A 24046-nucleotide genomic window follows, 5' to 3' on the forward strand; every position below is an offset into this window, starting at 1 on the left:
TATGGCCAAGAAAAACGATACAAATTTGTCCTTGTTCGCGCTTGACGACTATGCCGGCGAAATTGTCTGCGGCGTCGATGAGGCCGGCCGTGGCCCCCTGGCGGGACCGGTCTTCGCTTCTGCAGTCATTCTCGATCCTGCACGTCCTATCATCGGCTTGCGGGACTCCAAAAAACTGAGTGAAGCCAGCCGTGACGCATTGGCGCTTGAAATCAAGGAATATGCGATCGCCTGGGCGATTGCGGAATGTTCTGAAGATGAAATCGATCAGCTCAATATTCTGCATGCCAGCATGCTCGCCATGCGCCGGGCGGTAGAGGCATTGCGGACCATTCCTACGCTTGCCCTGATTGACGGTAATCGCTGTCCGGTGATGGCGATCCGTTCCGAGGCCATCGTCAAGGGCGATGACAAAGTGCCTGCAATTTCGGCTGCGTCGATTCTTGCCAAGACCGCTCGTGACACTGCTTTGCGAGTGTTGCATGACCAATATCCGCACTACGCTTTTGATCAGCACAAGGGATATCCGACCGCCTTGCACCTGGAACGCCTGCGCTTGCACGGCGTGTCGCCGGTGCATCGCAGGTCTTATGCGCCGGTGCGAGCCTTACTGGTCAAGAACTGAGGATTGCCGATGAAGTCGATTTCCTCTCGCGACAATGGGCTGTATAAGGAACTCAAGCAGCTCGCCACCAGTGCACAGGCGCGCCGCAGATCCGGGCGCAGCCTGCTTGATGGCGTACATCTCGCGGAGGTGTATTTACAGCAAGCGGGTATCCCCGAGTTGTGCGTTGTCGCCGAGAGTGCGCTTTATCATGCCGAGGTTGCGCCGGTGCTGGCGCAATGTGAAGCTGCCGGTAGCCAATGTATTTGTCTGCCGGATGCGTTGTATCAGGCCTTGAGCCAGGTAGAAAATGGCGTTGGTTTGTTGCTCGTGATTGCGACGCCGCAGCCGCAGGCACCGGCAATGCTGACGACGTCGGCAGTTTTGCTCGACGGCCTGCAGGATCCAGGCAATCTCGGATCAATCTTGCGCAGCGCCGCCGCCGCCGGCATTCGCCAGGTATTCTGTTCGGCCGGTACGGTCGCGGCCTGGTCACCGAAAGTACTGCGTGCCGGCATGGGCGCGCATTTCCTGCTTCAGATTTTTGAAGGCGTCGATTTATTGAGCTTGAGCAAGGCCAGCAAGATTCCGGTACTTGCGACCAGTTCCTATGCAGAGGAAACCATCTATCAGATCGATCTCACGCAAGAAGTCGCCTGGCTGTTCGGTCACGAAGGGCAGGGCGTCGCTGATGATCTGATGGACGCAGCCGGCGTCAAAGTAGTGATCCCCCATCTTGGGCAGATGGAGTCGCTCAACGTCGCCGCAGCGGCTGCCGTATGTTTCTTTGAACAAGCCCGGCAAAGGCAGGGCGGCCGCTGAGCGCGGTTTGCCCGGTCAGTATTGATGGCGCAGAAGGAGGCCTGCATGCATCCTGATCTCCATTCTTATTTCAAAGGAAACTGGCGCTTCACGCGCAGCATGCTTGGCGTCGACAAGATTGTCATTGGCGAAGCTGACGGCAAGGCCGAATTCCATCCCGGCGAAGAACATCGTTTGCACTACAAGGAGTCAGGACAGTTGCGCCTGGCTGCCGATCAACGTGTGGTGTCGTTCTCACGGCGCTTCGACTATCAGGTAGCCGACGACATCGTCCATGTCGCATTTGCTGATGGCATGCAGGCGGGGCAGGCTTATCAGAGCTACCGATACGATCCGGCGCAAAAAGCGCTATTGCCGCTGGAGGCGCATCTCTGCCTTCTCGATCGTTATGACGGCCATTATGTGTTGATTGATACGGACCGCTTCGACCTGCATACGCGCATCGAAGGGCCGCATAAAGACTATCTGCTATACACGCAGTTCACGAGAGTAACCGGCTGATCTGCGCGGGCTTCAAGCGAGCCGGGATTAGCGCGTTTCCGGTTTGATTTCCTGCAGAATCGTGGCCGCAATTTCTTCGATCGATTTGGCGGTGGACGACATCCATCGTATGCCTTCGCGTCGCATCATTTTTTCGGCTTCGTTGACTTCATAACGGCAATTTTCGATGGCAGCGTACTTGCTGCCCGGACGGCGCTCGTTACGCACTTCTGACAGCCGTTCCGGGGCAATCGTCAGGCCGAAAATCTTCTTCTTGAAATTCACCAGCCCGCTCGGCAGTTTGTCACGTTCGAAATCTTCTGGAATCAGTGGATAGTTTGCGGCTTTGATGCCGTATTGCATGGCGAGATACAGGCTGGTCGGCGTCTTGCCGGAACGTGACACCCCCACCAGGATGACGTCGGCGCTGGCCAGATTCTTGTTCGATTGACCGTCGTCGTGCGCCAGCGAAAAATTGATCGCCTCGATGCGGTTTTTGTATTCCTCCGAATCGGCCGTATTGTGGCTGCGGCCGATGGTGTGTGTCGACTTCACGCCAAGCTCCTGCTCCAGCGGTTCGACGAAGGTTTGGAACAGGTCCATGTGCATCGCCTTGGACTGGCGGATGACTGCCGACAGGTCGGCCTTGACGAGTGTCGAGAAGACGATCGGCGCCTTGCCATCGTTTTCAGCCACTTCATTAATACGGCGAGTGGCGTCGTAGGCCTTGTCCAGCGTGTCAACGAAAGGCAGGCGAACTTGCTTGAAGCGCAGCTCGAACTGGCTGAGGACGGAGTGCCCCAGAGTTTCCGCCGTGATGCCGGTACCGTCAGAAACAAAGAAGACGGTACGGTTGGCCGGTGGCAATGGAACAGGGCAGGCAGGCGGTGCGAGATCGAGCATAGTGTTGTTGGAAAGAAAACAATAAAAAATAACGGGTCAGATGAAAAATTTGCTGGCTACCCTGTAAAATGCCATGCAACAGATTGAGAAGCTAGCTCAAAATGATCCTGACAGTGCTGCGCAAGTTGACCGAATCCCTCTGGATGTTTGCCTTTGCAAACACCGCCGGAACTGCCGCGCGCCAATTATGTCAGCTCATGTATCAGAACCTGCATCAGATGTTGAGCCCAGCCGCTGTATCGATTATGTCGCCTTCGTCCAAAAATAACAAAGAACAAATGACGACTGCCGGCCGCGCGAAGATTTCTTATCATCAAACTAGAGGTTGTTATGTCCAACGCAGTAAATATGGGTTCTACCCAGGGGGCAGCATACGTAGTCTCCTTTGAAAATCTTCGCATGACGGATGTCGAGTCCGTCGGCGGCAAGAACGCGTCGCTGGGTGAAATGATCAGCCAGCTGGCCGGTGCCGGAGTCCGCGTGCCAGGTGGTTTTGCCACAACGGCGCAGGCTTTCCGCGACTTTCTGGAACACAGTGCAAATGGCGGCGCAACGCTGGCCCAACGCATTGCAGATCGTCTCGTAACGCTGGATATCGAAGATGTGCGTGCATTGGCGCAAGCCGGTGCGGAGATTCGTCAATGGATTATCGACACGCCTTTCCAGCCCGCACTGGAACAGCAGATCAAATCCTTCTACGATCAACTGGTTGCCGATTCCACCGGCGAGATGTCTTTCGCCGTGCGCTCGTCCGCTACTGCTGAAGATTTGCCGGACGCATCCTTTGCCGGTCAGCAAGAAACTTTCCTGAACGTGGTCGGCATCGACAACGTGCTCGAAGCGATGAAACACGTGTTCGCTTCGCTGTACAACGACCGTGCGATTTCGTATCGCGTCCACAAGGGTTTTACCCATGCAGAAGTCGCGCTGTCGGCCGGCGTGCAACGCATGGTGCGCTCCGACGTTGGCGCTGCTGGCGTGATGTTCACCATCGACACTGAATCGGGCTTCAAGGATGTGGTCTTCATCACATCCAGCTATGGTCTGGGCGAAACAGTGGTGCAGGGCGCGGTCAATCCGGACGAGTTCTACGTCCACAAGCCGATGCTGGAGCAAGGCAAGCTGCCCATCATCCGCCGCAACATCGGCTCCAAACTGATCAAGATGGAATTTACCGGTGAAGCCAAGGCCGGCCGCTCGGTCAAGACGGTTGATGTGCCGGTTGAAATGCGCAACCGCTATTCGCTCAACGACGCCGAAATCGTCGAACTGGCGAAATACGCCACCATCATCGAGAAGCACTATCAGCGCCCGATGGACATCGAATGGGGTAAGGACGGCCGCGACGGCAAGCTGTACATCCTGCAGGCGCGTCCGGAAACCGTGAAGTCGCAGCAAAAGGCGACCGACGCGCAGCAACGTTTCAAACTCAAGGGTTCCAGCGCTGTGCTGGCAACCGGCCGCGCTATCGGTCAGAAGATCGGCGCCGGTCCGGTGCGCGTGATTCGCGACGCTTCCGAAATGGAACGTGTGCAACCCGGCGACGTGCTGGTCGCCGATATGACCGACCCGAACTGGGAACCGGTCATGAAGCGCGCTGCCGCCATCGTCACCAATCGAGGCGGCCGTACCTGCCACGCGGCGATTATTGCGCGTGAACTGGGTGTGCCGGCAGTGGTTGGTTGTGGCGACGCCACCGATATTCTGAAAGACGGCAACCTGGTCACCGTTTCCTGCGCTGAAGGCGACGAAGGCAAGATCTATGACGGTCTGCTGGAAACCGAGATCACCGAAGTCGCACGCGGCGAGCTGCCTCCGATTCCGTTGAAGATCATGATGAACGTCGGCAATCCGCAACTGGCATTCGACTTCCAGTCGATTCCAAATGGCGGCGTCGGTCTGGCGCGTCTGGAATTCATCATCAACAACAATATCGGCGTGCATCCGAAGGCGATTCTGGAATACCCGAACATTGATGCCGACCTGAAGAAAGCTGTTGAATCCGTCGCACGCGGTCACGCATCGCCGAAGGCGTTCTACGTCGACAAACTTGCGGAGGGCATTGCGACTATCGCGGCAGCGTTCTGGCCCAAGCCAGTCATCGTGCGCTTGTCCGACTTCAAGTCGAATGAGTACAAGAAACTGATCGGCGGTTCGCGCTACGAGCCGGACGAAGAAAATCCAATGCTGGGTTTCCGCGGCGCTGCACGTTATCTGGCCGCCGATTTCGCCGAAGCATTCGAAATGGAATGCCAGGCCATGAAGCGCGTGCGTAACGACATGGGTCTGACCAACGTCGAGATCATGGTGCCGTTCGTCCGTACTCTGGGACAAGCGGAAAAGGTCATCAACCTGCTCGGCAAGAACGGTCTGACACGCGGCGAAAACGGTCTGCGCGTCATCATGATGTGCGAAGTGCCGTCCAATGCGATTCTGGCCGAACAGTTCCTGGAATTCTTTGACGGCTTCTCGATCGGTTCCAACGATCTGACGCAGCTGACGCTGGGCCTGGACCGCGACTCCGGCATGGAATTGCTGGCAGCGGATTTTGACGAACGTGATCCGGCGTTGCAAGCGTTGTTGACCAAGGTGATTTCGACTTGCCTGGCCAAGGGCAAGTACGTCGGTATCTGCGGTCAAGGACCTTCGGATCATCCGGACTTTGCGGAATGGCTGATGAAGCAGGGTATCGAATCGATTTCGCTGAATCCTGATTCAGTTATCGACACATGGCAGAAACTGGCTGGCACTAAGTAAGCGCCAATAAGGTCTAACCCAGACAAGTTCGCTTGTCTGGTCTCAAAAAAACGCGGGCTTTATGCCCGCGTTTTTGTTTTTGAGCAATATCGGCCAATAGGCTGTTAAAGTCTTGCCAGCAAGCAGCGGCTTGCGTCACATAAAAAGGAAAACCAACATGATGGACTGGGCGATATGGTTCGTATTGGCCGGACTGGCAATCGGGGTGGAACTCTTTACCGGAACATTCTATTTGCTGATGATCGCCATCGGCCTGGCCGTTGGCGGCGGCGTTGCCTTGCTTGGAGGTTCGGTTGAGTGGCAGCTTCTGATGGCGGCGGTAGTCGGCTTCGCCGCGGTAGGTTTGCTGCGCCGCAGCCGCTTTGGAAAAATGAACAAGGAGACCGCCGCACGCGATCCAAACGTCATCCTGGATATCGGGCAAAGCGTACGGGTCGATCAGTGGAACGAACTTGACGGCACACCGACATCGCGCGTGCGCTATCGCGGCGCGGAATGGGATGTTGAACTGGCGCCGGGCAATACTGCCCAGGCAGGTCAATTCATCATCCGGGAAATACGCGGCAGTCGTCTGATCGTCGCACACGCAGTTGCGCCGTAAGCTTTACTCAGCTTCAGATGCAATCAAGCTTTATTCACAAGGGGAATTTCTATGTTCGGTAGCGTAACGCTGGTTATCTTTTTCATTGCGATCATCTTTGTCGTCAAGACCATCAAAGTCGTACCGCAGCAGCATGCCTGGGTGGTGGAGCGACTCGGTAAATATCACGCGACACTCGGACCAGGGCTCAATATCGTGGTGCCATTCATCGATCGCATCGCCTACAAACACATCCTCAAGGAAATCCCGCTGGACGTACCGCCTCAGGTCTGCATCACGCGCGACAATACGCAATTGCAGGTTGACGGCATTCTCTATTTCCAGATTACCGACCCGATGCGCGCCTCTTACGGCTCATCCAATTACATTGCGGCGATCACCCAACTGGCGCAAACCACCTTGCGCTCGGTGATCGGCAAGATGGAGCTCGACAAGACCTTTGAAGAGCGCGACCACATCAACACCACCATCGTCAGCGCCATCGACGAGTCGGCGGAAAACTGGGGCGTCAAGGTGCTGCGCTATGAAATCAAAGACCTGACGCCGCCGAAGGAAATCCTGCATGCGATGCAGGCGCAGATCACCGCGGAACGTGAAAAGCGCGCCCTCATCGCCGCATCGGAAGGCCGCAAGCAAGAACAGATCAATATCGCAACCGGCGAACGCGAAGCCTCCATCGCCAAGTCGGAAGGTGAAAAGCAGGCATCGATCAACCGTGCTGAAGGTCAGGCTGCCGCCATTCTGGCGATTGCCGAAGCCAGCGCCGAAGCCTTGCGCAAGACGGCCGCTGCGATTCAATCTCCCGGCGGAGCAGACGCGGTCAGCCTTAAAGTCGCAGAGCAATATGTCGCCGCTTTTTCGCAGTTGGCCAAGACCAATAATTCCATCATCGTGCCGGCCAATCTCGGCGACATGAGCACACTGATCGCCAGCGCCATGCAGGTTGTGAAGGCGCAGCAGAAATAAGCGGGGAATCCGGCCGGCGATATGCTTGCCGTAGAAATGGTCAATGAAAAAGCGCCCGAAGAGAGATCGTCGGGCGCTTTTTATTTTCGATTTGCTCAGATGTCGTTTTTCAAGCGATTCTCACGCGATGCTGTCATCGCCGCACGCAGACGGCGGTACGGCATCGACGCTGTCGTAAGGCAACATGATATTCACGCATAAACCACCATCGATTCGATTTAGCGCGCGAATGGTGCCGCCATGCGCCTCGATGATGCGGCGTGCGATAGTCAGGCCGAGGCCGTAGCCGTGCGTGTTTTTCTGTGAGCGGGTGCTACGGAAGAACGGCTCAAAGATCAACTGCAACTCATCTTCCGGCACGCCGGGTCCACGGTCGATAACAGAAATCAAGACCTGCTGTTTGTTTGTGACGACGCGGGTGTTGATAGCAACCACGGTATCGACGGCCGTCTGCTTGATGGCATTGCGCACGACATTCTCGATGGCGCGGTAAAGAAGCTCTGCACCGCCCTTGAGGACAGCATTGCTGCTTACCTGGCCTTCCACATGGCGATCGATGGATTCGGCTTCGAAGCGCGCATCGTCGATGATTTCTCCAAGCAGGTCTTCAATGCGAATGTAATCTTCCATCGCGCCGGTGACGCCGGCTTCCAGACGCGACAGGGTGAGCAATTCACCAACCAGTTTGTCCATGCGCACGCCTTCGCGTTCGATGCGCTCCAGCGTGGCGGCCGTTTTTTCCGGTTGCAAACGAGCCAGGCCGATCGATGCCTGCAGTCGCGCAATCGGCGAGCGCAATTCATGGGAGACGTCATGCAGCAAGCGGCGCTGGCTTTCCATCAGTGCGCGCAACTTGTCGGTCATGCTGTCGAAGTCGCGACCCAGGTCGGCCAGCTCGTCGCTGCGCTTGCTCATCAGTGGCGCCAGACGGTCATTCAGATTGCCCGAGGCGGCGTTGGCGAAGGCAGATTTGAGCTGACGGATCGGCTGCGAAAAATACCAGGCCAGCAACATGGCGAAGAACAGGCTGGCGACGGTCGATACCAGCATCGGCATCATCGGAAAGAAGAACGGAGGAGGAGGCTGCATTTGCGGATTGTCATGGCGCGGCTCTGGGGCATTGCCCATGCGCAAAGGCGATGGCAGAAATAGCAGGTAGGTATGTCCATCCGCAGCCTTGACTTCTTCCACCACGCGGCGACGGACCTCTGTGCTCAGCAGCTCACGCGCTTCTTCAATCAGGCGCGGACTGACTGCGCGGCCCAGCAGCTCCTTCTTGTTTTCATCGACGGCATAGACCTGATGGCGTTCTGCATTGAGGATCAGCTTGCGCAGCGCCTCCGTGCCGCCATACTGCAGTGTGGCGGCGGCGGAGCGGATGGTGAAGACGGCCGGCGGACTCAGGTCCAGGTCGGTGGAGCGTTGATTGCGTTCGCGGTTCTCGAACGAAAACATGATGCCCACGCCAATGATGGCGGTCAGCTGCGCCACCATGATGAAGAAAAAGAACTTCCAGAACAGCCGGCCCACCGATTACTCCTTGATGAACTGGTAACCCAAGCGATAGACGGTCTGGATACAGGATTTGTCGCTGCCGAGCGTGGAGATTTTCTGGCGGATGCTGCTCAGGTGTACGTCGATATTACGGTCGAAGCGCGCCAGCGGCCGGCCGAGGCCTTGCTCGGAAAGGTGTTGCTTGCTCACTGGTTTGCCGGCGTTGCGCGCCAGCACTTCCAGCAGATTGAATTCGCTGCTGGTCAGTTCCAGCGGCTGGCCGGACCACGTGGCGCGGCGTTGTTCCGGCCACATCGAGAGTGCACCGACTGCCAGCGGCGAGTAAGGGCTGTGATCAGGACTATCGATGACGGTGCGGCGCAGGATGGCGCGTACGCGGGCAGTCAGTTCGCGCGGCGTGCACGGTTTGGGAACGTAGTCGTCGGCACCGAGTTCCAGGCCGATGATGCGATCGGTGTCGTCTCCCTTGGCTGTCAGCATTAAGACAGGAAGGTTGCTCTTGGCGCGGATGCGGCGTAATGTTTCCAGTCCGTTCAGGCGCGGCATCATGACGTCGAGCACCACAATGGCGTATTGATTGGACAAGGCTTCGGCGACGCCCGATTCGCCGTCGTAGGCGACGCGGACTTCAAATTTTTCCTGCTCAAGATATTCCTTGAGCATATCAACGAGTTCAACGTCGTCGTCTATCAGTAGTACTTTTGACATCGTTGTTTGTTTCTCTTTCTCTGGTTGCTGCAGCATTTCGGATTTTTCAATCATATGCGCAAAACGCCCGCGGACGGTACAACGGTAACGATTAGTCTCCGCATCTTTACACACTTTTACTTGCAATCCGGAGGCATTTGGCCGAGGGAAACAGAACTGTTTCATTGATGTTAAAACGTCGGGCAGACGAGATAATAACGGGCCGGCCCGGCATCTTCACGGGCCCACGAAAAAGTGCCCCCGATCAACTTAAATTTACTCCAATTTACACTCATGGGCCGGGCTTTACAGGGGCGTATCGCCGATACTTGTCAAGCGGGCAGATAACACCTTCCGGGTTTTTGCTGCGAGGTGCAAATGACGGTAAAGAATGAGGTCCGTCTATGCAAGGGGCAACTTGTCAGAGGGAGAACAATATGAGTATCAGCGGCGTATCCAGCAATAGTCTTTTTTCCTTGGCCGATCTGAGCGGTTCCAGTGGCGTCGACCAGACCAGCGCAACGGTCAGTTTTTCAGATTTCCCGTCGCCGCCACCGCGGCATCACGGAGGTGGCGGCGATTTTATCGGCGCCATCAAAGAAGCGCTGGCATCGCTCGAGGCAGATACGGCGACGTCCAGTACTGTGTCGACCTCGTCTGCCGATGGTACGACCTCGACACAAAATGCCGATGCGGCGCTGAACAGTTTCCTGCAAAATCTGCTGACTGCCTTGCATTCGGAGAGCGCCTCGAATTCGGCGACCGATAGCAGTACCGACAACGACAGCATCACTTCGGCCTCGGCGGTTGCGGCAGCGACGGCTTCTTCCGCAGCTGCAGCGGCCAACCGTCCGCCACCACCGCCACCAGGCGGACGTCTTGAGGACGATCTTACAAAACTGGTCCAGTCGCTATCGGCGTCGGAGTCCAGCACGTCCTCGACTGACACGGCCTCCGCCAGTGACTCCAGCACCTCAGGCAGCGCAAGTTCGTCATCAACGAACACGGATCTGGAAAGCAGCTTTGCCAATCTGCTGAGTGCGTTAGGCGACTCGGGCGGTACTTCGCTGAGCAGTTTCCTGCAGAGCATTACAACCAAATTGCATGCAACGCCGTCCAGTGGCAACATCATCAATACCACGGCATGAACCGGACAACGGATGGGAAATCGGATGGAAGATTGGATGGCGCGTCAGTTGAATCGTGGCGCACCGGCATGGACTGGATGGATCTGATACATGCTGCATGACAAGCTTTTGCAAGACCCTGCGCATCTGCAAGAGTTGATGCATCTTCTGACGCAGAGCATTACCGCGGATGTGCAGGGGAAATCCGACGAAGCGATGACTTTCCTGGAACTCGCCATCAAGCTTGATCCGGGCTTCGTGCCTGCATTGATGCGTCGTGCCGATCTGCTGTTGTCGCAGGAGCGATATGACGAGGCGATCGCCGTCTATGACGATTGCCTGAAACGTTTTCCGACGTTGTTGGAAGCGCGTCAATCGCGGCAGCGGGCGCTATTCCTGGCGCTGGAGCAATCCACCATGGCGTTGGAAGAGCACCCGCAGGACGCCGACCTGTGGTGCCGGCAAGCAGCATTGCTGATCCATCTCGATCGTTTCGACGAGGCGCTGTCTTCCCTTGATCGCGTACTGGCATTCGCGCCGTCCCATCAGCAAGCGCTGAATCAGCGCGGCAACGTTTTACTCCATCTGAATCGCCATGAAGAGGCCGTGCTGTGCTACGACCGCATTCTTGCGTACTCCGCTGCCAATGCGGCAGCCATCTTCAATCGCGGCAACGTCCTGCAAAAAATGAACTGCCTGAATCAGGCGCTCTGGTGTTATGAGCAGGCACTGACATTACAGCCCAATTTCCCGGAGGCGGAGATGGCGCAAAGCCATTGTCTGCTGCAGCAAGGCGACTTCGCGGGAGGCTGGCCGCGGCATGAAGCGCGTTGGAGAACCCCTCAGTTGCAAGGACAGGAAATGTTTCCGGAAATACCGGCATGGTTGGGCGAGCCTTCGCTGGAAGGACGCAGCATCTTGCTTTGGGCTGAGCAGGGACTGGGGGATACGATACAGTTCGCGCGCTACATTCCCCTTATCGCAGAGAGTGCTGCAAAAGTAACCGTATGTGTGCCGGAGGCCTTGCGCCGCTTGCTGTCATCGTTCGAAGCTTTACCTAACGTCGCTATCGTCGTAAGTGATCTGAAGCTTGCGCCGCATGACTTCCATTGTCCGTTGATGAGCCTGCCGCTGGCGCTGAGCTGGAAGCTGGCGACCATCCCGGCAAGTGCGCCATATTTGCGTGCCGGTGCCGAGTCGATACGGCAATGGTCGGTGATGATCGACGGCGAGCAGGCTGAGCCTTCAGGACGCCTCAAAGTCGGCATGGCATGGGCCGGCAGGCAAATCGGCGAGTTGAATCGTACGCGCGATATTCCCTTGCGCTATCTGCGGCCGTTGTCGGACATTCCCGTGGAGCTGATCAGTCTGCAACGCGATATTCCTGAGGGCGATGTCGCTGAAGCCAGCGGCTGGCAAAGCATGCGCCGCTTCGAAGCATCCATGAGCGACATGGCCGAAACGGCGGCGCTGATCAGTCATCTTGATCTGGTTATCAGCGCCGACACCGCCGTTATTCATCTGGCCGGCGCGCTGGGGAAGCCCGCCTGGCTGCTCCTGCGCTATGAAAGCGAATGGCGCTGGGGATGGCAAACCGGCAACTCCCGCTGGTATCCGACGGTCAAGGTATTCCGTCAGAAGGTCCGTGGCGATTGGTCTGGTGTGGTAGAGGAAGTTGCCGAATGCCTGCGATTGGCGGCCGGCAAATAAGGTAGGAGATGCGCCGCCGATCAGCGGCGGTGCGTCTTCATGGCAGCCTGGATTTCACGCTGGCTGTCGCGTTGCTTTTCGGTCTCTCGCTTGTCGTGCTGCTTCTTGCCCTTGGCCAGGCCGATTTCGCATTTGATGCGGCCTTTGCTGAAATGCAGGTTCAGCGGCATCAGCGTATAGCCCGAACGCTCCACTTTTCCGATCAGTTTGGCGATTTCTGCCGAGTTGAGCAGCAGCTTGCGCGTGCGCGTGGTTTCCGGATGGACGTGCGTGGAGGTGCTGGTCAGGGCGCTGATATGCGCACCGAACAGAAAAATCTCGCCGTTGCGGATCGTCACATAGGCTTCCTTGATCTGCGCCTTACCAGCGCGGATGGCCTTGACTTCCCAGCCTTCAAGGACGATACCGGCTTCAAAACGCTCCTCGACGAAGTAATCGAAAAACGCCTTTTTATTATCAACAATACTCATCTAATCGGAAAATCCGTGGTGTCGGTTAAAATTTCAACTTTGCGATTTTATCAAACGGACCACCTTTCATGGCAGTCGTACATAAAACAGTCCTGATCAATTACAGCGCGGAGCAGATGTTCAAGCTCGTCGACCGCGTCGAAGATTACCCTGAATTCTTGCCCTGGTGCGGCGGCGTCGACGTTGAAGAGCGTCAAGGCGACAAGCTCAAGGCCAAGCTCAAGATCAACTATCACGGCCTCAAGCAATCCTTCACTACCGAAAACACCAACGTGCCGCCAAGCAATATGACGATGCATCTGGTGGAAGGACCTTTCAAGCATTTCGAAGCGCGCTGGAATTTCAAGGCGCTGCGCGATGATGCCTGCAAGATCGAATTCGACATGCAATACGAGTTTTCAAGCCGCATTCTCGAGTCGGTGATCGGGCCGGTATTCAGCATGATCGCCAACAGCTTCGTCGATTCTTTTTGCAAGCGTGCAGAACAGATATATGGCTGAAGCGGAACAATTGCAAGAAGATCAGTTGCAAGTCGAGATCTGCTACGCCACACCGGAGCTGGAGATCCGCAAGGCGGTTTGCGTCGATGCCGGCGCTACCGTGCAGCAAGCCATCATGCAAAGCGGTCTGCTGCGGGAGTGTACAGCAATCGACCTGACCGTTTGCCGCGTCGGCATCTACGGCAAGCTGAAAACCCTCGATACCGTGCTGCGCGAACATGACCGCATCGAGATTTACCGGCCGCTGATTGCCGACCCGATGGATTCGCGCCGGCGCCGGGTGCAGAAGAAGGGCGGCTGAACCGCTACATCGTGTACTGTGCAGCATGCGTGGGTTGCAACTTTTGACAACAAGTGCAGCCGCGCCACACCTTGAGTGCATATTTAATGGAAAAATCAAGGTCTCCGCGACGAGCGCAAAAGTTTTCTGTATAATTCGCTTTTGCGCCTATAGGAAATGCTATGCGTCTTCTCCAAAAAGCACTCACATTCGATGACGTGCTCCTCGTCCCGGCTTATTCGGACATCCTCCCTAAAGATACTTCCCTTGCCACGCGTCTGACGCGCAACATTCGCCTGAACATTCCGCTTATTTCTGCGGCAATGGACACCGTGACTGAAGCGCGCCTGGCAATTGCCATCGCACAAGAAGGCGGTATCGGTATTGTTCACAAGAACCTGACGCCGAAGGAGCAAGCGCGCGAGGTTTCCAAGGTCAAGCGTTTTGAATCCGGCGTGGTGCGTGATCCGATCACGATCCCGCCAACCATGAAGATTCGTGAAGTTATCGCTCTTTCCGAATTGCACGGCATCAGCGGCTTCCCTGTTGTTGAAGGCACCAGCCTGGTCGGCGTGATCACCAACCGCGACCTGCGCTTTGAAGAAGACCTCGACGCCGAAGTGCGCGCGAAGATGACGCCACGCGACAAGCTGGTCTACGTCAAGGACGGCGCCGATCCGGAAGAAGCCAAGCGTCTGATGAACAAGCACCGCCTTGAGCGCGTCATGGTCATCAACGATAACTTCGAACTGCGCGGCCTGATCACTGTTAAAGATATTCAAAAATCCACGGCTCACCCGTTCGCCAGCAAAGACAGTCAGGGCAAACTGCGCGTCGGCGCTGCCGTCGGCGTCGGTCCTGACAATGATGAGCGTATCGAACTGCTGGTCGCAGCCGGTGTGGACGTGCTGGTGGTCGACACTGCCCACGGCCACTCGGCTGGCGTTCTGAATCGCGTCAAATGGGTCAAGACCCGTTATCCGCACGTTGACGTCATCGGCGGCAACATCGCCACCGGTGCAGCTGCCAAGGCGCTGGTCGAACACGGTGCTGACGCGGTCAAGGTCGGCATCGGCCCAGGCTCGATCTGCACTACGCGTATTGTTGCAGGCGTCGGCGTGCCGCAGATTTCCGCCATCGCCAACGTCGCCAAAGCACTCGAAGGCACCGGTGTACCGGTCATCGCAGATGGCGGCATCCGTTTCTCGGGCGACGTCTCCAAGGCACTGGCTGCTGGTGCATCCAGCGTCATGATGGGCAGCATGTTCGCCGGCACGGAAGAAGCGCCAGGCGAAGTGATCCTGTTCCAGGGCCGCAGCTACAAGTCATATCGCGGCATGGGCAGCGTTGGCGCCATGACCGATGGTTCGGCTGACCGCTACTTCCAGGATGGTGAAAACAACGCCGAAAAGCTGGTGCCGGAAGGTATCGAAGGCCGCGTCGCCTACAAGGGCAGCGTACTGGCGATTCTGTATCAACTGGTTGGCGGCGTGCGTTCTTCCATGGGCTACTGCGGTTGCGCCACTATCGATGAATTCCGCGAAAAAGCCGAGTTCGTCGAAATCACCTCGGCGGGTATGCGCGAATCGCATGTCCACGACGTGCAGATCACCAAGGAAGCTCCTAACTACCGCGCCGACTAAGCAGGGTGACGATAGTGAAAAAAGGCCGCGCCACTTAGTTTTGGCCGCGGCCTTTTGACTTATTTTTGCCTCTGAAATAATTTCAAACTTGCCTACCTCCAATGCCATGCACTCAAAAATTCTGATCATCGATTTCGGTTCCCAGGTCACCCAGCTGATCGCGCGTCGCGTGCGCGAAGCCGGCGTGTTTTCCGAAGTCTTTCCTTATGACGTGAGCGACGAATTCGTCCGCAACTATGGCGCTTCCGGCGTGATTCTGTCCGGCGGTCCGAACAGCGTGACCGAAGGCGATACGCCACGCGCGCCATTCGCGGTGTTTGAGCTGGGTGTGCCGGTGCTGGGTATCTGCTACGGCATGCAGACCATGGCTGAGCAACTGGGCGGCAAGGTTGAAAACGGCAAGCTGCGCGAGTTCGGTTACGCTGAAGTGCGCGCCCATGGCCACACCGCACTCCTGAAAGATATCTCCGACTTCACGACCGCTGAAGGCCATGGCATGTTGAAGGTCTGGATGAGCCACGGCGACAAGGTCAATGAAATGCCGCACGGTTTCAAGCTGATGGCCTCGACCGGCAATTGCCCGGTTGCCGGCATGGCCGACGAAGACCGTCGTTTCTACGCCGTGCAATTCCACCCGGAAGTTACGCACACCGTGCAAGGCAAGGCGCTGCTGGGCCGTTTCGTGCACGACATCTGTGGCTGTAAATCGGACTGGAACATGCCCGACTACATCGCTGAAGCGGTCGAATCGATCCGTCAGCAAGTCGGTAGCGACGAAGTCATTCTCGGCCTGTCCGGCGGCGTCGACAGCAGCGTTGCCGCAGCGCTGATCCATCGCGCCATCGGCGATCAGCTGACCTGCGTATTCGTCGATCACGGCCTGTTGCGCCTCGACGAGGGCAAAATGGTCATGGAAATGTTCGGCAAGAATCTCGGCGTCAAGGTCATTCACGTCGACGCAACCGATCAGTTCATGGGCCACCTGGCCGGCGTGACCGATCCGGAAGCCAAGCGCAAGATCATCGGCCGCGAATTCGTGGAAGTGTTCCAGGCCGAATCCGGCAAGCTCAAGAACGCCAAATGGCTGGCGCAGGGCACGATTTACCCGGACGTCATCGAAAGCGCCGGCAAGGGCAAGAAGGGCGCGCACACCATCAAGAGCCACCACAATGTCGGCGGCCTGCCGGAGACGCTCAACCTGAAGCTGCTGGAACCGCTGCGCGAACTGTTCAAGGACGAAGTGCGCGAACTGGGTGTGGCGCTCGGTCTGCCGCACGAGATGGTCTACCGTCATCCATTCCCGGGCCCGGGCCTGGGCGTGCGCATCCTCGGCGAAGTGAAGAAGGAATTCGCCGACCTGCTGCGCCGCGCGGATGCGATCTTCATCGAAGAACTGCGCAACACCAAGGAAGGCGACGGCCAGAGTTGGTACGAAAAGACCAGCCAGGCATTTGCGGTTTTCCTGCCGGTCAAGTCGGTCGGCGTGATGGGCGATGGCCGCACCTACGAATACGTGGTGGCATTGCGCGCCGTGCAGACGCAGGACTTCATGACGGCGCACTGGGCGCATTTGCCGCATGAACTGTTGGGCCGCGTGTCCAACCGCATCATCAATGAAGTACGCGGCATCAACCGTGTGGTCTACGATATTTCTGGCAAGCCGCCAGCAACGATCGAGTGGGAGTGATATCTCCTTTCAGGAAATATCATTCGCTAGTGGATTGATTATCGAACTGTCGGACTATCAAAGCCCTGTTTTTACAGGGCTTTGTATTCTGGGCGCCAGTGCGGTGGCGGACAATAACGGCAACTAGCAGCGACATCATTTAGGGCATCATTTTTGGAATTCCATCATGGAAATTAAAGTCAATTTTCTCGATAAGCTGCGTCTTGAAGCCAAGTTCGACGACTTCACCGTCATCGCCGATCAGCCTATCCGCTACAAGGGCGATGGTTCTGCGCCGGGCCCATTCGATTATTTCCTGGCGTCGTCGGCCTTGTGCGCGGCTTACTTCGTGAAGTTGTACTGCAACACGCGCAACATCTCCACCGAAAATATCCGCCTGTCGCAGAACAATATCGTTGACCCGGAAAACCGTTATAAGCAGATCTTCAAGATCCAGGTGGAGTTGCCTGCGGATATCGAAGAGAGTGACCGTCGCGGCATCTTGCGCTCCATCGAGCGCTGTACCGTAAAGAAGGTCGTGCAGGAAGGTCCGGACTTCATCATCGAAGAAGTCGAGAATCTGGATGCCGATGCGCAGTCCTTGCTGACGCTGAAACCGGATTCCGACGCCAGCACCTTCATTCTGGGCAAGGATCTGCCGCTGGAGCAGACCATCGCCAATATGTCGGGCATGTTGGCTGACTTGGGCATCAAGATTGAAATCGCGTCGTGGCGCAATATCATTCCCAACGTGTGGTCCTTGCATATTCGCGACGCGCACTCGCCGATGTGTTTCACCAATGGCAAGGGTGCAACGAAGGAAAGCGCGCTGGCGTCGGCCTTGGGTGAATACATCGAGCGGATCAACAACAACCATTTCTATGCCGGCGCGTTCTGGGGGGAAGACATCGCCGAGGCGGAATTTGTCCATTATCCGAACGAGCGCTGGTTCAAGCCCGGCCGCAAAGATGCGTTGCCGAAAGAGATCCTGGATGCGTACTGTCTGGAAATCTACAATCCTGATGGCGAGCTGCGCGGTTCGCATCTGATCGACACCAACTCCGGCAATGTAAAGCGCGGCATTTGTTCGTTGCCGTACGTGCGGCAGTCGGACGGCGAGGTGGTGTATTTTCCGTCCAACCTGATCGAAAACCTGTTCGTCAGCAATGGCATGAGCGCCGGCAACACGCTGGCGGAAGCGCAGGTGCAATGTCTGTCCGAAATTTTTGAGCGTGCGGTCAAGCGCGAAATCCTGGAAGGCGAAATCACATTGCCTGACGTGCCACAAGAAGTGCTGGGGAAATACCCCGGCATTCTGGCCGGCATCCGGGGCCTGGAAGAGCAGGGCTTTCCGGTGCTGGTCAAGGATGCGTCGCTGGGCGGGATTTACCCGGTGATGTGCGTCACCCTGATGAATCCGCGCACAGGCGGTGTCTTTGCCTCATTCGGCGCGCACCCGAGCTTCGAAGTGGCGCTGGAACGCAGCCTGACGGAATTGTTGCAAGGCCGTAGTTTTGAAGGCCTGAATGACTTGCCTCAGCCTACCTTTGAAAGCAACGCGGTGACGGAGCCAAACAACTTCGTTGAACACTTTATCGACTCCAGCGGCATCGTGTCGTGGCGTTTTTTCAGTGCCAAAACGAATTACGAATTTGTCGAATGGGATTTCTCCGGCCAGGGTGAAAATTCCAATGCCGAGGAAGCCGCTGCCTTGTTCGGTATTCTCAAAGACATGGGCAAGGAAGTTTACGTCGCGGTGCATGACCAGCTGGGCGCCGTCGCTTGCCGGATTCTGGTGCCCGGTTATTCGGAGGTCTATCCGGTAGACGATCTGGTCTGGGACAACACCAACAAGGCGTTGTTGTTCCGCGAGGATATTCTGAACCTGCATCGTCTGGACGATAGCGCTCTGGCGGCCCTGCTGGAACGCCTGGAGAACAACGAGCTGGATGAGTACTCCGATATTGCCACCCTGATCGGCATCGAGTTTGACGAAAATACGGAGTGGGGCCAACTGACCGTGCTCGAGTTGAAACTGCTGATCAATTTGGCCTTGCAGCAATTCGAGGACGCGCAGGATCAGGTGGGCGCGTTCTTGCAGTACAACGACAACACGGTTGAGCGCAGATTGTTTTACCAGGCATTGAATGTAGTGCTGGAGGTCATGCTCGATGACGATCTGGAACTGGACGACTATGTGCTCAACTTCCGCCGGATGTTTGGCGATGCGCGGATGGACGCCGTAGTAGGTTCTGTCGACGGCAATGTGCGCTTCTTCGGACTGACGCCAACGAGTATGAAGCTGGAAGGCCTCGACAGGCACCATCGCCTGATCGACAGCTACAAGAAATTGCATAATGCGCGCGCCAAGGCAGCGGCCAACAGCTAGGATGGTGAGCCATGGCTGAACAGGATCTGTTTGGAGAGGTTCCCGCACCTGTGGCGCGTCCGCGTCAGTCGCGCTCACGCCCGGCGGTGGCGCCGCCGCAGCACACCTGGTTTTTTGCATTGCGTCCTGCGGTTGCCGACGCGGTGCGTCTGGATGCGTTTGCTGAGAAATTGCTGGCGTCTCACGGCGTCACCGGCAAACGTGTCGGGCCGGATCGGCTCCACATCACTCTGGAATTGGTCGGGCATGACAGCGACGCGCGCGTGGTGGAGGCGGCATGCCGTGCTGCCGATGCCGTGCGTTTCCCTGCAATCGACGCCCGTTTCGATGCTGCCGTGACATTTTCCGCACCTAGCGGGCCATTCGTGCTGCTGGGCGGCGACGGGCTCAATGGTGTACGGGAGCTGCGTACTGCAATCGGTTGTGCATTGGCCGAGCATGGTTTCAACCCATCTCGCGCCTATGAGCCACATATGACCCTCGGCTACGACCCCCGTCATCGAGTGGAGCACATTGCCATCGATCCCATCGGTTTTCAGATTGCCGAATTCACGCTGGTCAAAAGCCATATCGGACTGTCCCGGCACGAAGTCCTGCGCGTGTGGCCGCTCAGCGGCTGATCATATCCGCCGCCCGACGAGCGCTACCGTTCCAGTGAACCAGCGCAGCAACAAGTCCCAGCACGATGCCGAAGATCACGATGCCGGTCCAGCCGTAGCGCGCCATCAGCCAGCCGCTGATCATGACGCCAAGCGCACCGCCGGAGAATGTCGCGGTCATGTACAGGCTGTTGATACGGCCTTGCGCTTTCGGATCGACAGCGAAGGCGCGGGTCTGGTTGGACACCAGGCCCGACTGCACGCCGATATCAAGCACGATGACGCCGATCACCAAAAACACCAGCGAGGTTTCTGCGCCGGCCAGCAGCAGGAAGGCTGTTGTCACAATGGCGATACTGGCTCCGATGACTCTGCGCGGTCCCTGCTTGTCGGTGGCGCGGCCGCCGAGCGACGCAGCCAGTGCTCCGGCCGCACCGATGACGCCAAAGCCACCGGCCCAGGCGCTCCCGAGGTGCCAGGGACCACTCGCCAGCAATGCCGCCAGGTTGACCCAGAACGCATTGAAACACGCCCACAACAGTGCTTGCACCATCATCGATTCTCGAACCGGACGATGATCACGGGCCAGCGGCCACAATGACGCCAGCAGACGTCCATAGGACAGATTGGTGCTCGGCACGCCGCGCGGCAGCAACTTCGCAGCCGCAATCCATACCGGAATCATGAACGCCGCTTCTACGCCGTATACCGCGCGCCAGCCATAGGCAGAACCAACCACGCCGCTGATGGTGCGGCCCAGCAGGATGCCGACCATGATGCCGCTGACGACGGTGCCCACGGCGCGGCCACGGTCTTTCGGCAATGACATGACGGCAGCGAAAGGCACCAGTTGCTGAGGTACGCAACTGACAATGCCGAGCCCGAACGAGGCCGTGATGAGTGCCCAGATGCCTGGGGCCAGCGCTGCCATCGTGGCGAAGACGAAGGCGCCGATGATCTGGCCCAACACCAGCTTGCGGCGGTCGAAGCGATCGCCCAGCGGCAGCAGCAATGCCAGTCCGACGGCAAAGCCGAGCAGCGCGGAGCCGGCGACGAGATCAACCGTGGCGACATCCACGTCCATACCCGATGCAATCAAAGGAAGGATGGGCTGGGTGCAATAAATATTGGTGATCACCGCTCCGGCGATGACCGCCATCATGACGATCTTGCCGCGCGATGCGACTGCGGGTGCCGGGGGACTATCAGATGTTATAGGCTGGCCGTTCATGGCATTCTCCTTAAGATGAGCTGCCGGGTGCGACGGAATATCGCGCTCCGGCGAGGAATGGCCTAGCTTACTTGTTTGCATTTATAAAGAGAATTCCATAAGATCGGGAATCATCCTTCCAAAATTTGGTAATAACGAATGAATCGTCTCGACTCCATGTCCATTCTCATTGCTGTCGTCGACGCGGGCAGCTTGTCGGCCGCCGCGCGTTTCCTCGACATGCCGCTGGCGACGGTCAGCCGCAAGGTGGCGGAACTGGAGACACATCTGAAAACGCGTTTGCTTCATCGTTCAACGCGGCAACTATCGTTGACGGAAGCGGGTATCTCCTACGTGGCTGCCTGCCGGCGCATCCTGGAAGAAATCGGGGAAGCCGAGCGCGCGGCGACGGGCGAGTACGCGTCACCCAAAGGTGAACTGGTAGTCACCGCGCCCGTCGCGTTCGGACGTTTGCACGTTGTGCCGGTGGTCGCCGAATTTCTCGCTCACTATCCGGAGATCGGCGTCAACCTGATGCTCACTGACCGTGTCGTGCACCTGATGGACGAGCATGCCGATGCGGCGATACGGATCGGCGATCTTCCCGACAGCACACTGATGGCAACCGGCGTCGGGACGGTGCGACGTGTGGTCTGCGCCAGTCCTGCCTATCTGGCGGCGCATGGCACACCCGCCAGGCCGCAGGATCTGGCGCAGCATGCGTGCATTACATTTGAAGTTCTCGCTTCCATGCGTGCCTGGGTGTTTGGTACGGAGAAGTCTGAGTTGTCGGTGCCGGTTCAATCGCGGTTGACGGTCAACACGGCCGAAGCTGCCATCACCGCTGCCACGCTGGGCGTCGGGCTGATACGCGTGCTGTCTTACCAGGTTGCAGATGCTGTTCGCGAGCAGACGCTGAGGGTCGTGCTGGATGAATTCGAGTCGGCGCCATTGCCCATTAGTCTGGTGCACACGGGACAGGCGCCATTGCCGTTGAAGTTACGCGCCTTCCTGGACTTTGCGACCCCACGCCTGCGTGCCCTCACTGCGCACATCCTGTAAAAAATAGGCAAGAATCAGAGCAGATGGATCTTGCCGGCTAGGCGGCTGATTTCCGTTGTCGAGTGAGTAGCGGCAAGCCGAGATCGGCAGTCAAGGCAATGGCGATCGCCGCAGCACCGATCAGAAAGAGCAGGCGATGATTTCCGCCAGTCGCATTGAAGATCGCTGAATAGGTATAGCCTGCAACCGCCTGAAATGCAGCGAATACGGTGGTAGCACGACCCCAGGTGGCATTTTGTTGTTCGGCGTGACCAATGACCGTTTCGCGCACACGAGCCAGCATCAGCGGCACGACGCCGGGAGGGAAGGCGCCGATCAGCAAGGTCAGCGCAGCAATGCACCAGTGATTGTCCGTCACGCAGATCCCTATGACAGCCAGCAGTTGCGTCAACAGCACGTAGCGCATAGTCGGACGCGCACCGATGCGATCGGCGAGGAAGCCATAGACCGGCGGTCCGAAGATTGCGCCGACGCCATACAGAATCCAGAACAGCGAACCCAGATGCGCACCGGCACCGAGGCCGCGTGCGATGAAATCCACGAAAAACACCATCGCCGGCACCAGACCGACTGCCATTAATGCGTACTGGAGGTAGAGCAGGCCGGTACCGGAAACTGCCTTTTCACCCGAGGCGGAGGCATGCGCAATATGCGTTGCCGGTGCTGGTGCGGACGACGGCCACCAGAACCAGCTGACCGCTGTCAACGCTGCCGATACAAGGCCAAGGCCGAACCAGGTCTGCCACAGACCAAGGTTCAGAAGCAGCGGCACCAGCGTACCCGAGCCGGCGATGCCCAAGCCCAGCCCAAGGAATATTGCACCGCTGGCAGAGCCCCTGCGCTCGGCAGGAACATGCGGCAGGATCGTCGCCGCCACCAGCACCATGATGGCGCCGCCGGCAATACCCGACACCAGTCGCCAGCCGAAGAACCAGCTCACCGACAGCGGCATCGCGCACGCCAGGAAGGCAAGCGTCACCAGCACCATCATCAGCCGCAGAGTGGTGACGTTGGAAAGCCGGCGCGCAATCGGGCGGCCGAGCAGTGCGCCCAGCAAGTAGCCGGCCAGATTCGCGGCGCCCAGATAGACAATGTCGGCCGCCGAAAACCAGTGTGCCTGGATCAGCGGAGGAATCAGGGGCGTATAAGAAAAGCGCGCCAGGCCAATACTGACCAGGCTTGCGCACAGCCCGGCAAGAATGTGACGCCAGACCGCATTGCGCTCTGAGGCGGGGAGTTGTGAAAGCGTCGTATCGGCAGACATAAAAAATTCCTTTGGGGAAAATATTTGCGGTGGAGTGATTGCCTATGTTTGACATTGATGTCAATAATGCGCAATCCTAATCATCATTGACATATGTGTCAATGATGATTTACAGTCATCTTCAAAAGCACAACACAGTGGAGCAAGGTATGGCGGGCGTTCGGCAATTTGATGAAGAAGCAGTCTTGGACAAGGCCATGGGCCTGTTCTGGAAAAAAGGCTATGCCGAAACCACCATGCAGGAATTGGCGGCGGTGACCGGCGTGCAGCGCGGATCGCTGTATCACGCTTATCAGGGCAAGGACGCTTTATTCCTCAAGGTTTTTGATCTGTATATGGAGCGCTTCATGGAAAGCGTCGTCAAGACGCTGGACCAGCAGGACATCTCGGGCGCTTTAACGGATTTCTTTGAATTCGTCATCGATTCGATGACGGCAGGAGAGCCGACCAGAGGTTGCCTGACCAGCAAAACCGCATTAAGCGGCGAAGTGATTGAAGAGCCGATACGCCAGGTTTTGCAAAAGCTGATCGACAGGCTGGAGCAGGCTTTGCTGGAGCGTCTGTCCCGACCGGGAGATACGGCACGGTTGATGACCTCGCCGGCAGAGGCTGCGCGTCTGATCACGACCTTTACACGGGGACTGGTGGTGATGGAGCGGGTTTATCAGAGCAAGGCGCGTTTGCTTGATACGGCAGCCATGCTGGTCAAGCTGTTATTGGGTGCGGCAGCGAAATAACCACAGCGGTAGGTATTCGTCTATTTCCTGTTTTTATTTCCGGCTGATCGACAG

At 57.4% G+C, this 24046-nt stretch carries 22 protein-coding genes; 16 read left to right on the forward strand and 6 right to left on the reverse strand.

What is annotated here, in order from left to right:
- The first annotated feature begins 1 nt into the window (after position 1).
- The 3 genes from rnhB to AC1RN6_RS12070 are packed head-to-tail and all read left to right on the forward strand — an operon-like array spanning position 2 to position 1927.
- Positions 2-625, forward strand: a complete 624-nt coding sequence (gene rnhB, locus AC1RN6_RS12060) for a ribonuclease HII (RefSeq protein ID WP_493005558.1) — start codon at positions 2-4, stop codon at positions 623-625.
- A 9-nt stretch (positions 626-634) separates the two neighbouring features.
- A complete protein-coding gene (locus AC1RN6_RS12065) occupies positions 635-1426 on the forward strand; it encodes a TrmH family RNA methyltransferase (protein WP_493005560.1) in 792 nt (263 codons plus the stop codon).
- Positions 1427-1471: 45 nt separating this feature from the next.
- Complete coding sequence (locus AC1RN6_RS12070; protein WP_493005562.1) at positions 1472-1927, forward strand: DUF6314 family protein; 456 nt, start codon at positions 1472-1474, stop codon at positions 1925-1927.
- A 27-nt stretch (positions 1928-1954) separates the two neighbouring features.
- Here the strand turns inward: AC1RN6_RS12070 and ppsR are convergent, their stop codons facing one another.
- Complete coding sequence (ppsR, locus tag AC1RN6_RS12075) at positions 1955-2809, reverse strand: posphoenolpyruvate synthetase regulatory kinase/phosphorylase PpsR (protein WP_493005563.1); 855 nt, start codon at positions 2807-2809, stop codon at positions 1955-1957.
- A gap of 399 nt (positions 2810-3208) precedes the next feature.
- Between ppsR and ppsA the strand changes: the two genes are divergently transcribed.
- From ppsA to AC1RN6_RS12090, 3 genes are all read left to right on the forward strand, one after another.
- Positions 3209-5566 carry a phosphoenolpyruvate synthase gene (ppsA, locus tag AC1RN6_RS12080; RefSeq protein WP_493005895.1) on the forward strand — a complete coding sequence of 786 codons (2358 nt, stop codon included), beginning with the start codon at positions 3209-3211 and terminating at the stop codon, positions 5564-5566.
- Between the two features lie 157 nt (positions 5567-5723).
- Positions 5724-6167, forward strand: coding sequence for an NfeD family protein (locus AC1RN6_RS12085; protein ID WP_493005565.1), 444 nt, complete (start codon positions 5724-5726; stop codon positions 6165-6167).
- 51 nt (positions 6168-6218) lie between these two features.
- Positions 6219-7133, forward strand: coding sequence for an SPFH domain-containing protein (locus AC1RN6_RS12090; protein WP_050477066.1), 915 nt, complete (start codon positions 6219-6221; stop codon positions 7131-7133).
- A gap of 120 nt (positions 7134-7253) precedes the next feature.
- Here AC1RN6_RS12090 and AC1RN6_RS12095 read toward each other — a convergent pair whose 3' ends face one another.
- Together AC1RN6_RS12095 and AC1RN6_RS12100 are read right to left on the reverse strand one after the other, a co-directional pair.
- Entirely contained in the window at positions 7254-8663 is a 1410-nt protein-coding gene (locus AC1RN6_RS12095) for an ATP-binding protein (protein WP_493005566.1), read from the reverse strand.
- A gap of 3 nt (positions 8664-8666) precedes the next feature.
- Positions 8667-9356, reverse strand: a complete 690-nt coding sequence (locus AC1RN6_RS12100; protein ID WP_493005568.1) for a response regulator transcription factor — start codon at positions 9354-9356, stop codon at positions 8667-8669.
- 416 nt (positions 9357-9772) lie between these two features.
- Between AC1RN6_RS12100 and AC1RN6_RS12105 the strand changes: the two genes are divergently transcribed.
- Together AC1RN6_RS12105 and AC1RN6_RS12110 are read left to right on the forward strand one after the other, a co-directional pair.
- Positions 9773-10483 (forward strand): hypothetical protein, encoded by a 711-nt coding sequence (locus AC1RN6_RS12105; RefSeq protein WP_493005570.1) that lies wholly within the window; start codon positions 9773-9775, stop codon positions 10481-10483.
- A 90-nt stretch (positions 10484-10573) separates the two neighbouring features.
- The gene (locus tag AC1RN6_RS12110; RefSeq protein ID WP_493005572.1) at positions 10574-12172 is read left to right on the forward strand and encodes a tetratricopeptide repeat protein; all 1599 of its coding nucleotides are present in this window, start codon (positions 10574-10576) and stop codon (positions 12170-12172) included.
- A gap of 20 nt (positions 12173-12192) precedes the next feature.
- Here AC1RN6_RS12110 and smpB read toward each other — a convergent pair whose 3' ends face one another.
- Positions 12193-12642, reverse strand: coding sequence for an SsrA-binding protein SmpB (gene smpB, locus AC1RN6_RS12115; protein WP_493005574.1), 450 nt, complete (start codon positions 12640-12642; stop codon positions 12193-12195).
- Between the two features lie 68 nt (positions 12643-12710).
- Between smpB and AC1RN6_RS12120 the strand changes: the two genes are divergently transcribed.
- The 6 genes from AC1RN6_RS12120 to AC1RN6_RS12145 all read left to right on the forward strand — a co-directional run bounded on the left by AC1RN6_RS12120 (position 12711) and on the right by AC1RN6_RS12145 (position 19740).
- Entirely contained in the window at positions 12711-13142 is a 432-nt protein-coding gene (locus AC1RN6_RS12120) for a type II toxin-antitoxin system RatA family toxin (protein WP_050477062.1), read from the forward strand.
- Positions 13135-13443, forward strand: a complete 309-nt coding sequence (locus tag AC1RN6_RS12125; protein ID WP_493005575.1) for an RnfH family protein — start codon at positions 13135-13137, stop codon at positions 13441-13443. The genes AC1RN6_RS12120 and AC1RN6_RS12125 overlap by 8 nt, the downstream gene beginning before the upstream one ends.
- Before the next feature lie 161 nt (positions 13444-13604).
- Complete coding sequence (guaB, locus tag AC1RN6_RS12130; protein WP_493005576.1) at positions 13605-15065, forward strand: IMP dehydrogenase; 1461 nt, start codon at positions 13605-13607, stop codon at positions 15063-15065.
- A 106-nt stretch (positions 15066-15171) separates the two neighbouring features.
- A complete protein-coding gene (gene guaA / locus AC1RN6_RS12135) occupies positions 15172-16752 on the forward strand; it encodes a glutamine-hydrolyzing GMP synthase (protein ID WP_493005577.1) in 1581 nt (526 codons plus the stop codon).
- Between the two features lie 166 nt (positions 16753-16918).
- Positions 16919-19120 carry an OsmC domain/YcaO domain-containing protein gene (locus AC1RN6_RS12140; protein WP_493005578.1) on the forward strand — a complete coding sequence of 734 codons (2202 nt, stop codon included), beginning with the start codon at positions 16919-16921 and terminating at the stop codon, positions 19118-19120.
- 11 nt (positions 19121-19131) lie between these two features.
- Positions 19132-19740 carry a 2'-5' RNA ligase family protein gene (locus AC1RN6_RS12145; RefSeq protein WP_493005580.1) on the forward strand — a complete coding sequence of 203 codons (609 nt, stop codon included), beginning with the start codon at positions 19132-19134 and terminating at the stop codon, positions 19738-19740.
- On the opposite strand, the gene AC1RN6_RS12150 is transcribed toward AC1RN6_RS12145, so the two are convergent.
- Positions 19730-20950: an MFS transporter gene (locus AC1RN6_RS12150; protein WP_493005582.1), complete on the reverse strand. Its 1221-nt coding sequence runs from the start codon at positions 20948-20950 to the stop codon at positions 19730-19732. The two genes, AC1RN6_RS12145 and AC1RN6_RS12150, sit on opposite strands and share 11 nt — an antisense overlap.
- Positions 20951-21088: 138 nt before the next feature.
- On the opposite strand from AC1RN6_RS12150, the gene AC1RN6_RS12155 reads away from it, so the two are divergent.
- Complete coding sequence (locus tag AC1RN6_RS12155) at positions 21089-21991, forward strand: LysR family transcriptional regulator (protein WP_493005583.1); 903 nt, start codon at positions 21089-21091, stop codon at positions 21989-21991.
- A 37-nt stretch (positions 21992-22028) separates the two neighbouring features.
- Here the strand turns inward: AC1RN6_RS12155 and AC1RN6_RS12160 are convergent, their stop codons facing one another.
- On the reverse strand, positions 22029-23255 hold the full coding sequence (locus AC1RN6_RS12160) for a YbfB/YjiJ family MFS transporter (protein ID WP_493005585.1): 1227 nt from the start codon (positions 23253-23255) through the stop codon (positions 22029-22031).
- A 185-nt stretch (positions 23256-23440) separates the two neighbouring features.
- On the opposite strand from AC1RN6_RS12160, the gene AC1RN6_RS12165 reads away from it, so the two are divergent.
- Positions 23441-23992, forward strand: a complete 552-nt coding sequence (locus AC1RN6_RS12165) for a TetR/AcrR family transcriptional regulator (protein WP_493005587.1) — start codon at positions 23441-23443, stop codon at positions 23990-23992.
- The last annotated feature ends 54 nt before the right edge of the window (positions 23993-24046 follow it).

This window comes from Herbaspirillum sp. GW822-FHT03A08 (assembly GCF_058801885.1).

What these genes read in the sequence shown, in the direction of transcription:
- rnhB (WP_493005558.1), top strand. Translation starts at nt 2, where the DNA reads ATGGCCAAGAAAAACGATACAAATTTGTCCTTGTTCGCGCTTGACGAC.
- AC1RN6_RS12145 (WP_493005580.1), top strand. Translation starts at nt 19,132, where the DNA reads ATGGCTGAACAGGATCTGTTTGGAGAGGTTCCCGCACCTGTGGCGCGT.
- AC1RN6_RS12065 (WP_493005560.1), top strand. Translation starts at nt 635, where the DNA reads ATGAAGTCGATTTCCTCTCGCGACAATGGGCTGTATAAGGAACTCAAG.
- AC1RN6_RS12105 (WP_493005570.1), top strand. Translation starts at nt 9,773, where the DNA reads ATGAGTATCAGCGGCGTATCCAGCAATAGTCTTTTTTCCTTGGCCGAT.
- AC1RN6_RS12125 (WP_493005575.1), top strand. Translation starts at nt 13,135, where the DNA reads ATGGCTGAAGCGGAACAATTGCAAGAAGATCAGTTGCAAGTCGAGATC.
- AC1RN6_RS12160 (WP_493005585.1), bottom strand. Translation starts at nt 23,255, where the DNA reads ATGTCTGCCGATACGACGCTTTCACAACTCCCCGCCTCAGAGCGCAAT.
- AC1RN6_RS12085 (WP_493005565.1), top strand. Translation starts at nt 5,724, where the DNA reads ATGATGGACTGGGCGATATGGTTCGTATTGGCCGGACTGGCAATCGGG.
- smpB (WP_493005574.1), bottom strand. Translation starts at nt 12,642, where the DNA reads ATGAGTATTGTTGATAATAAAAAGGCGTTTTTCGATTACTTCGTCGAG.
- AC1RN6_RS12110 (WP_493005572.1), top strand. Translation starts at nt 10,574, where the DNA reads ATGCTGCATGACAAGCTTTTGCAAGACCCTGCGCATCTGCAAGAGTTG.
- ppsR (WP_493005563.1), bottom strand. Translation starts at nt 2,809, where the DNA reads ATGCTCGATCTCGCACCGCCTGCCTGCCCTGTTCCATTGCCACCGGCC.
- guaB (WP_493005576.1), top strand. Translation starts at nt 13,605, where the DNA reads ATGCGTCTTCTCCAAAAAGCACTCACATTCGATGACGTGCTCCTCGTC.
- AC1RN6_RS12090 (WP_050477066.1), top strand. Translation starts at nt 6,219, where the DNA reads ATGTTCGGTAGCGTAACGCTGGTTATCTTTTTCATTGCGATCATCTTT.
- AC1RN6_RS12100 (WP_493005568.1), bottom strand. Translation starts at nt 9,356, where the DNA reads ATGTCAAAAGTACTACTGATAGACGACGACGTTGAACTCGTTGATATG.
- AC1RN6_RS12140 (WP_493005578.1), top strand. Translation starts at nt 16,919, where the DNA reads ATGGAAATTAAAGTCAATTTTCTCGATAAGCTGCGTCTTGAAGCCAAG.
- AC1RN6_RS12150 (WP_493005582.1), bottom strand. Translation starts at nt 20,950, where the DNA reads ATGAACGGCCAGCCTATAACATCTGATAGTCCCCCGGCACCCGCAGTC.
- AC1RN6_RS12155 (WP_493005583.1), top strand. Translation starts at nt 21,089, where the DNA reads ATGAATCGTCTCGACTCCATGTCCATTCTCATTGCTGTCGTCGACGCG.
- ppsA (WP_493005895.1), top strand. Translation starts at nt 3,209, where the DNA reads ATGACGGATGTCGAGTCCGTCGGCGGCAAGAACGCGTCGCTGGGTGAA.
- AC1RN6_RS12070 (WP_493005562.1), top strand. Translation starts at nt 1,472, where the DNA reads ATGCATCCTGATCTCCATTCTTATTTCAAAGGAAACTGGCGCTTCACG.
- guaA (WP_493005577.1), top strand. Translation starts at nt 15,172, where the DNA reads ATGCACTCAAAAATTCTGATCATCGATTTCGGTTCCCAGGTCACCCAG.
- AC1RN6_RS12120 (WP_050477062.1), top strand. Translation starts at nt 12,711, where the DNA reads ATGGCAGTCGTACATAAAACAGTCCTGATCAATTACAGCGCGGAGCAG.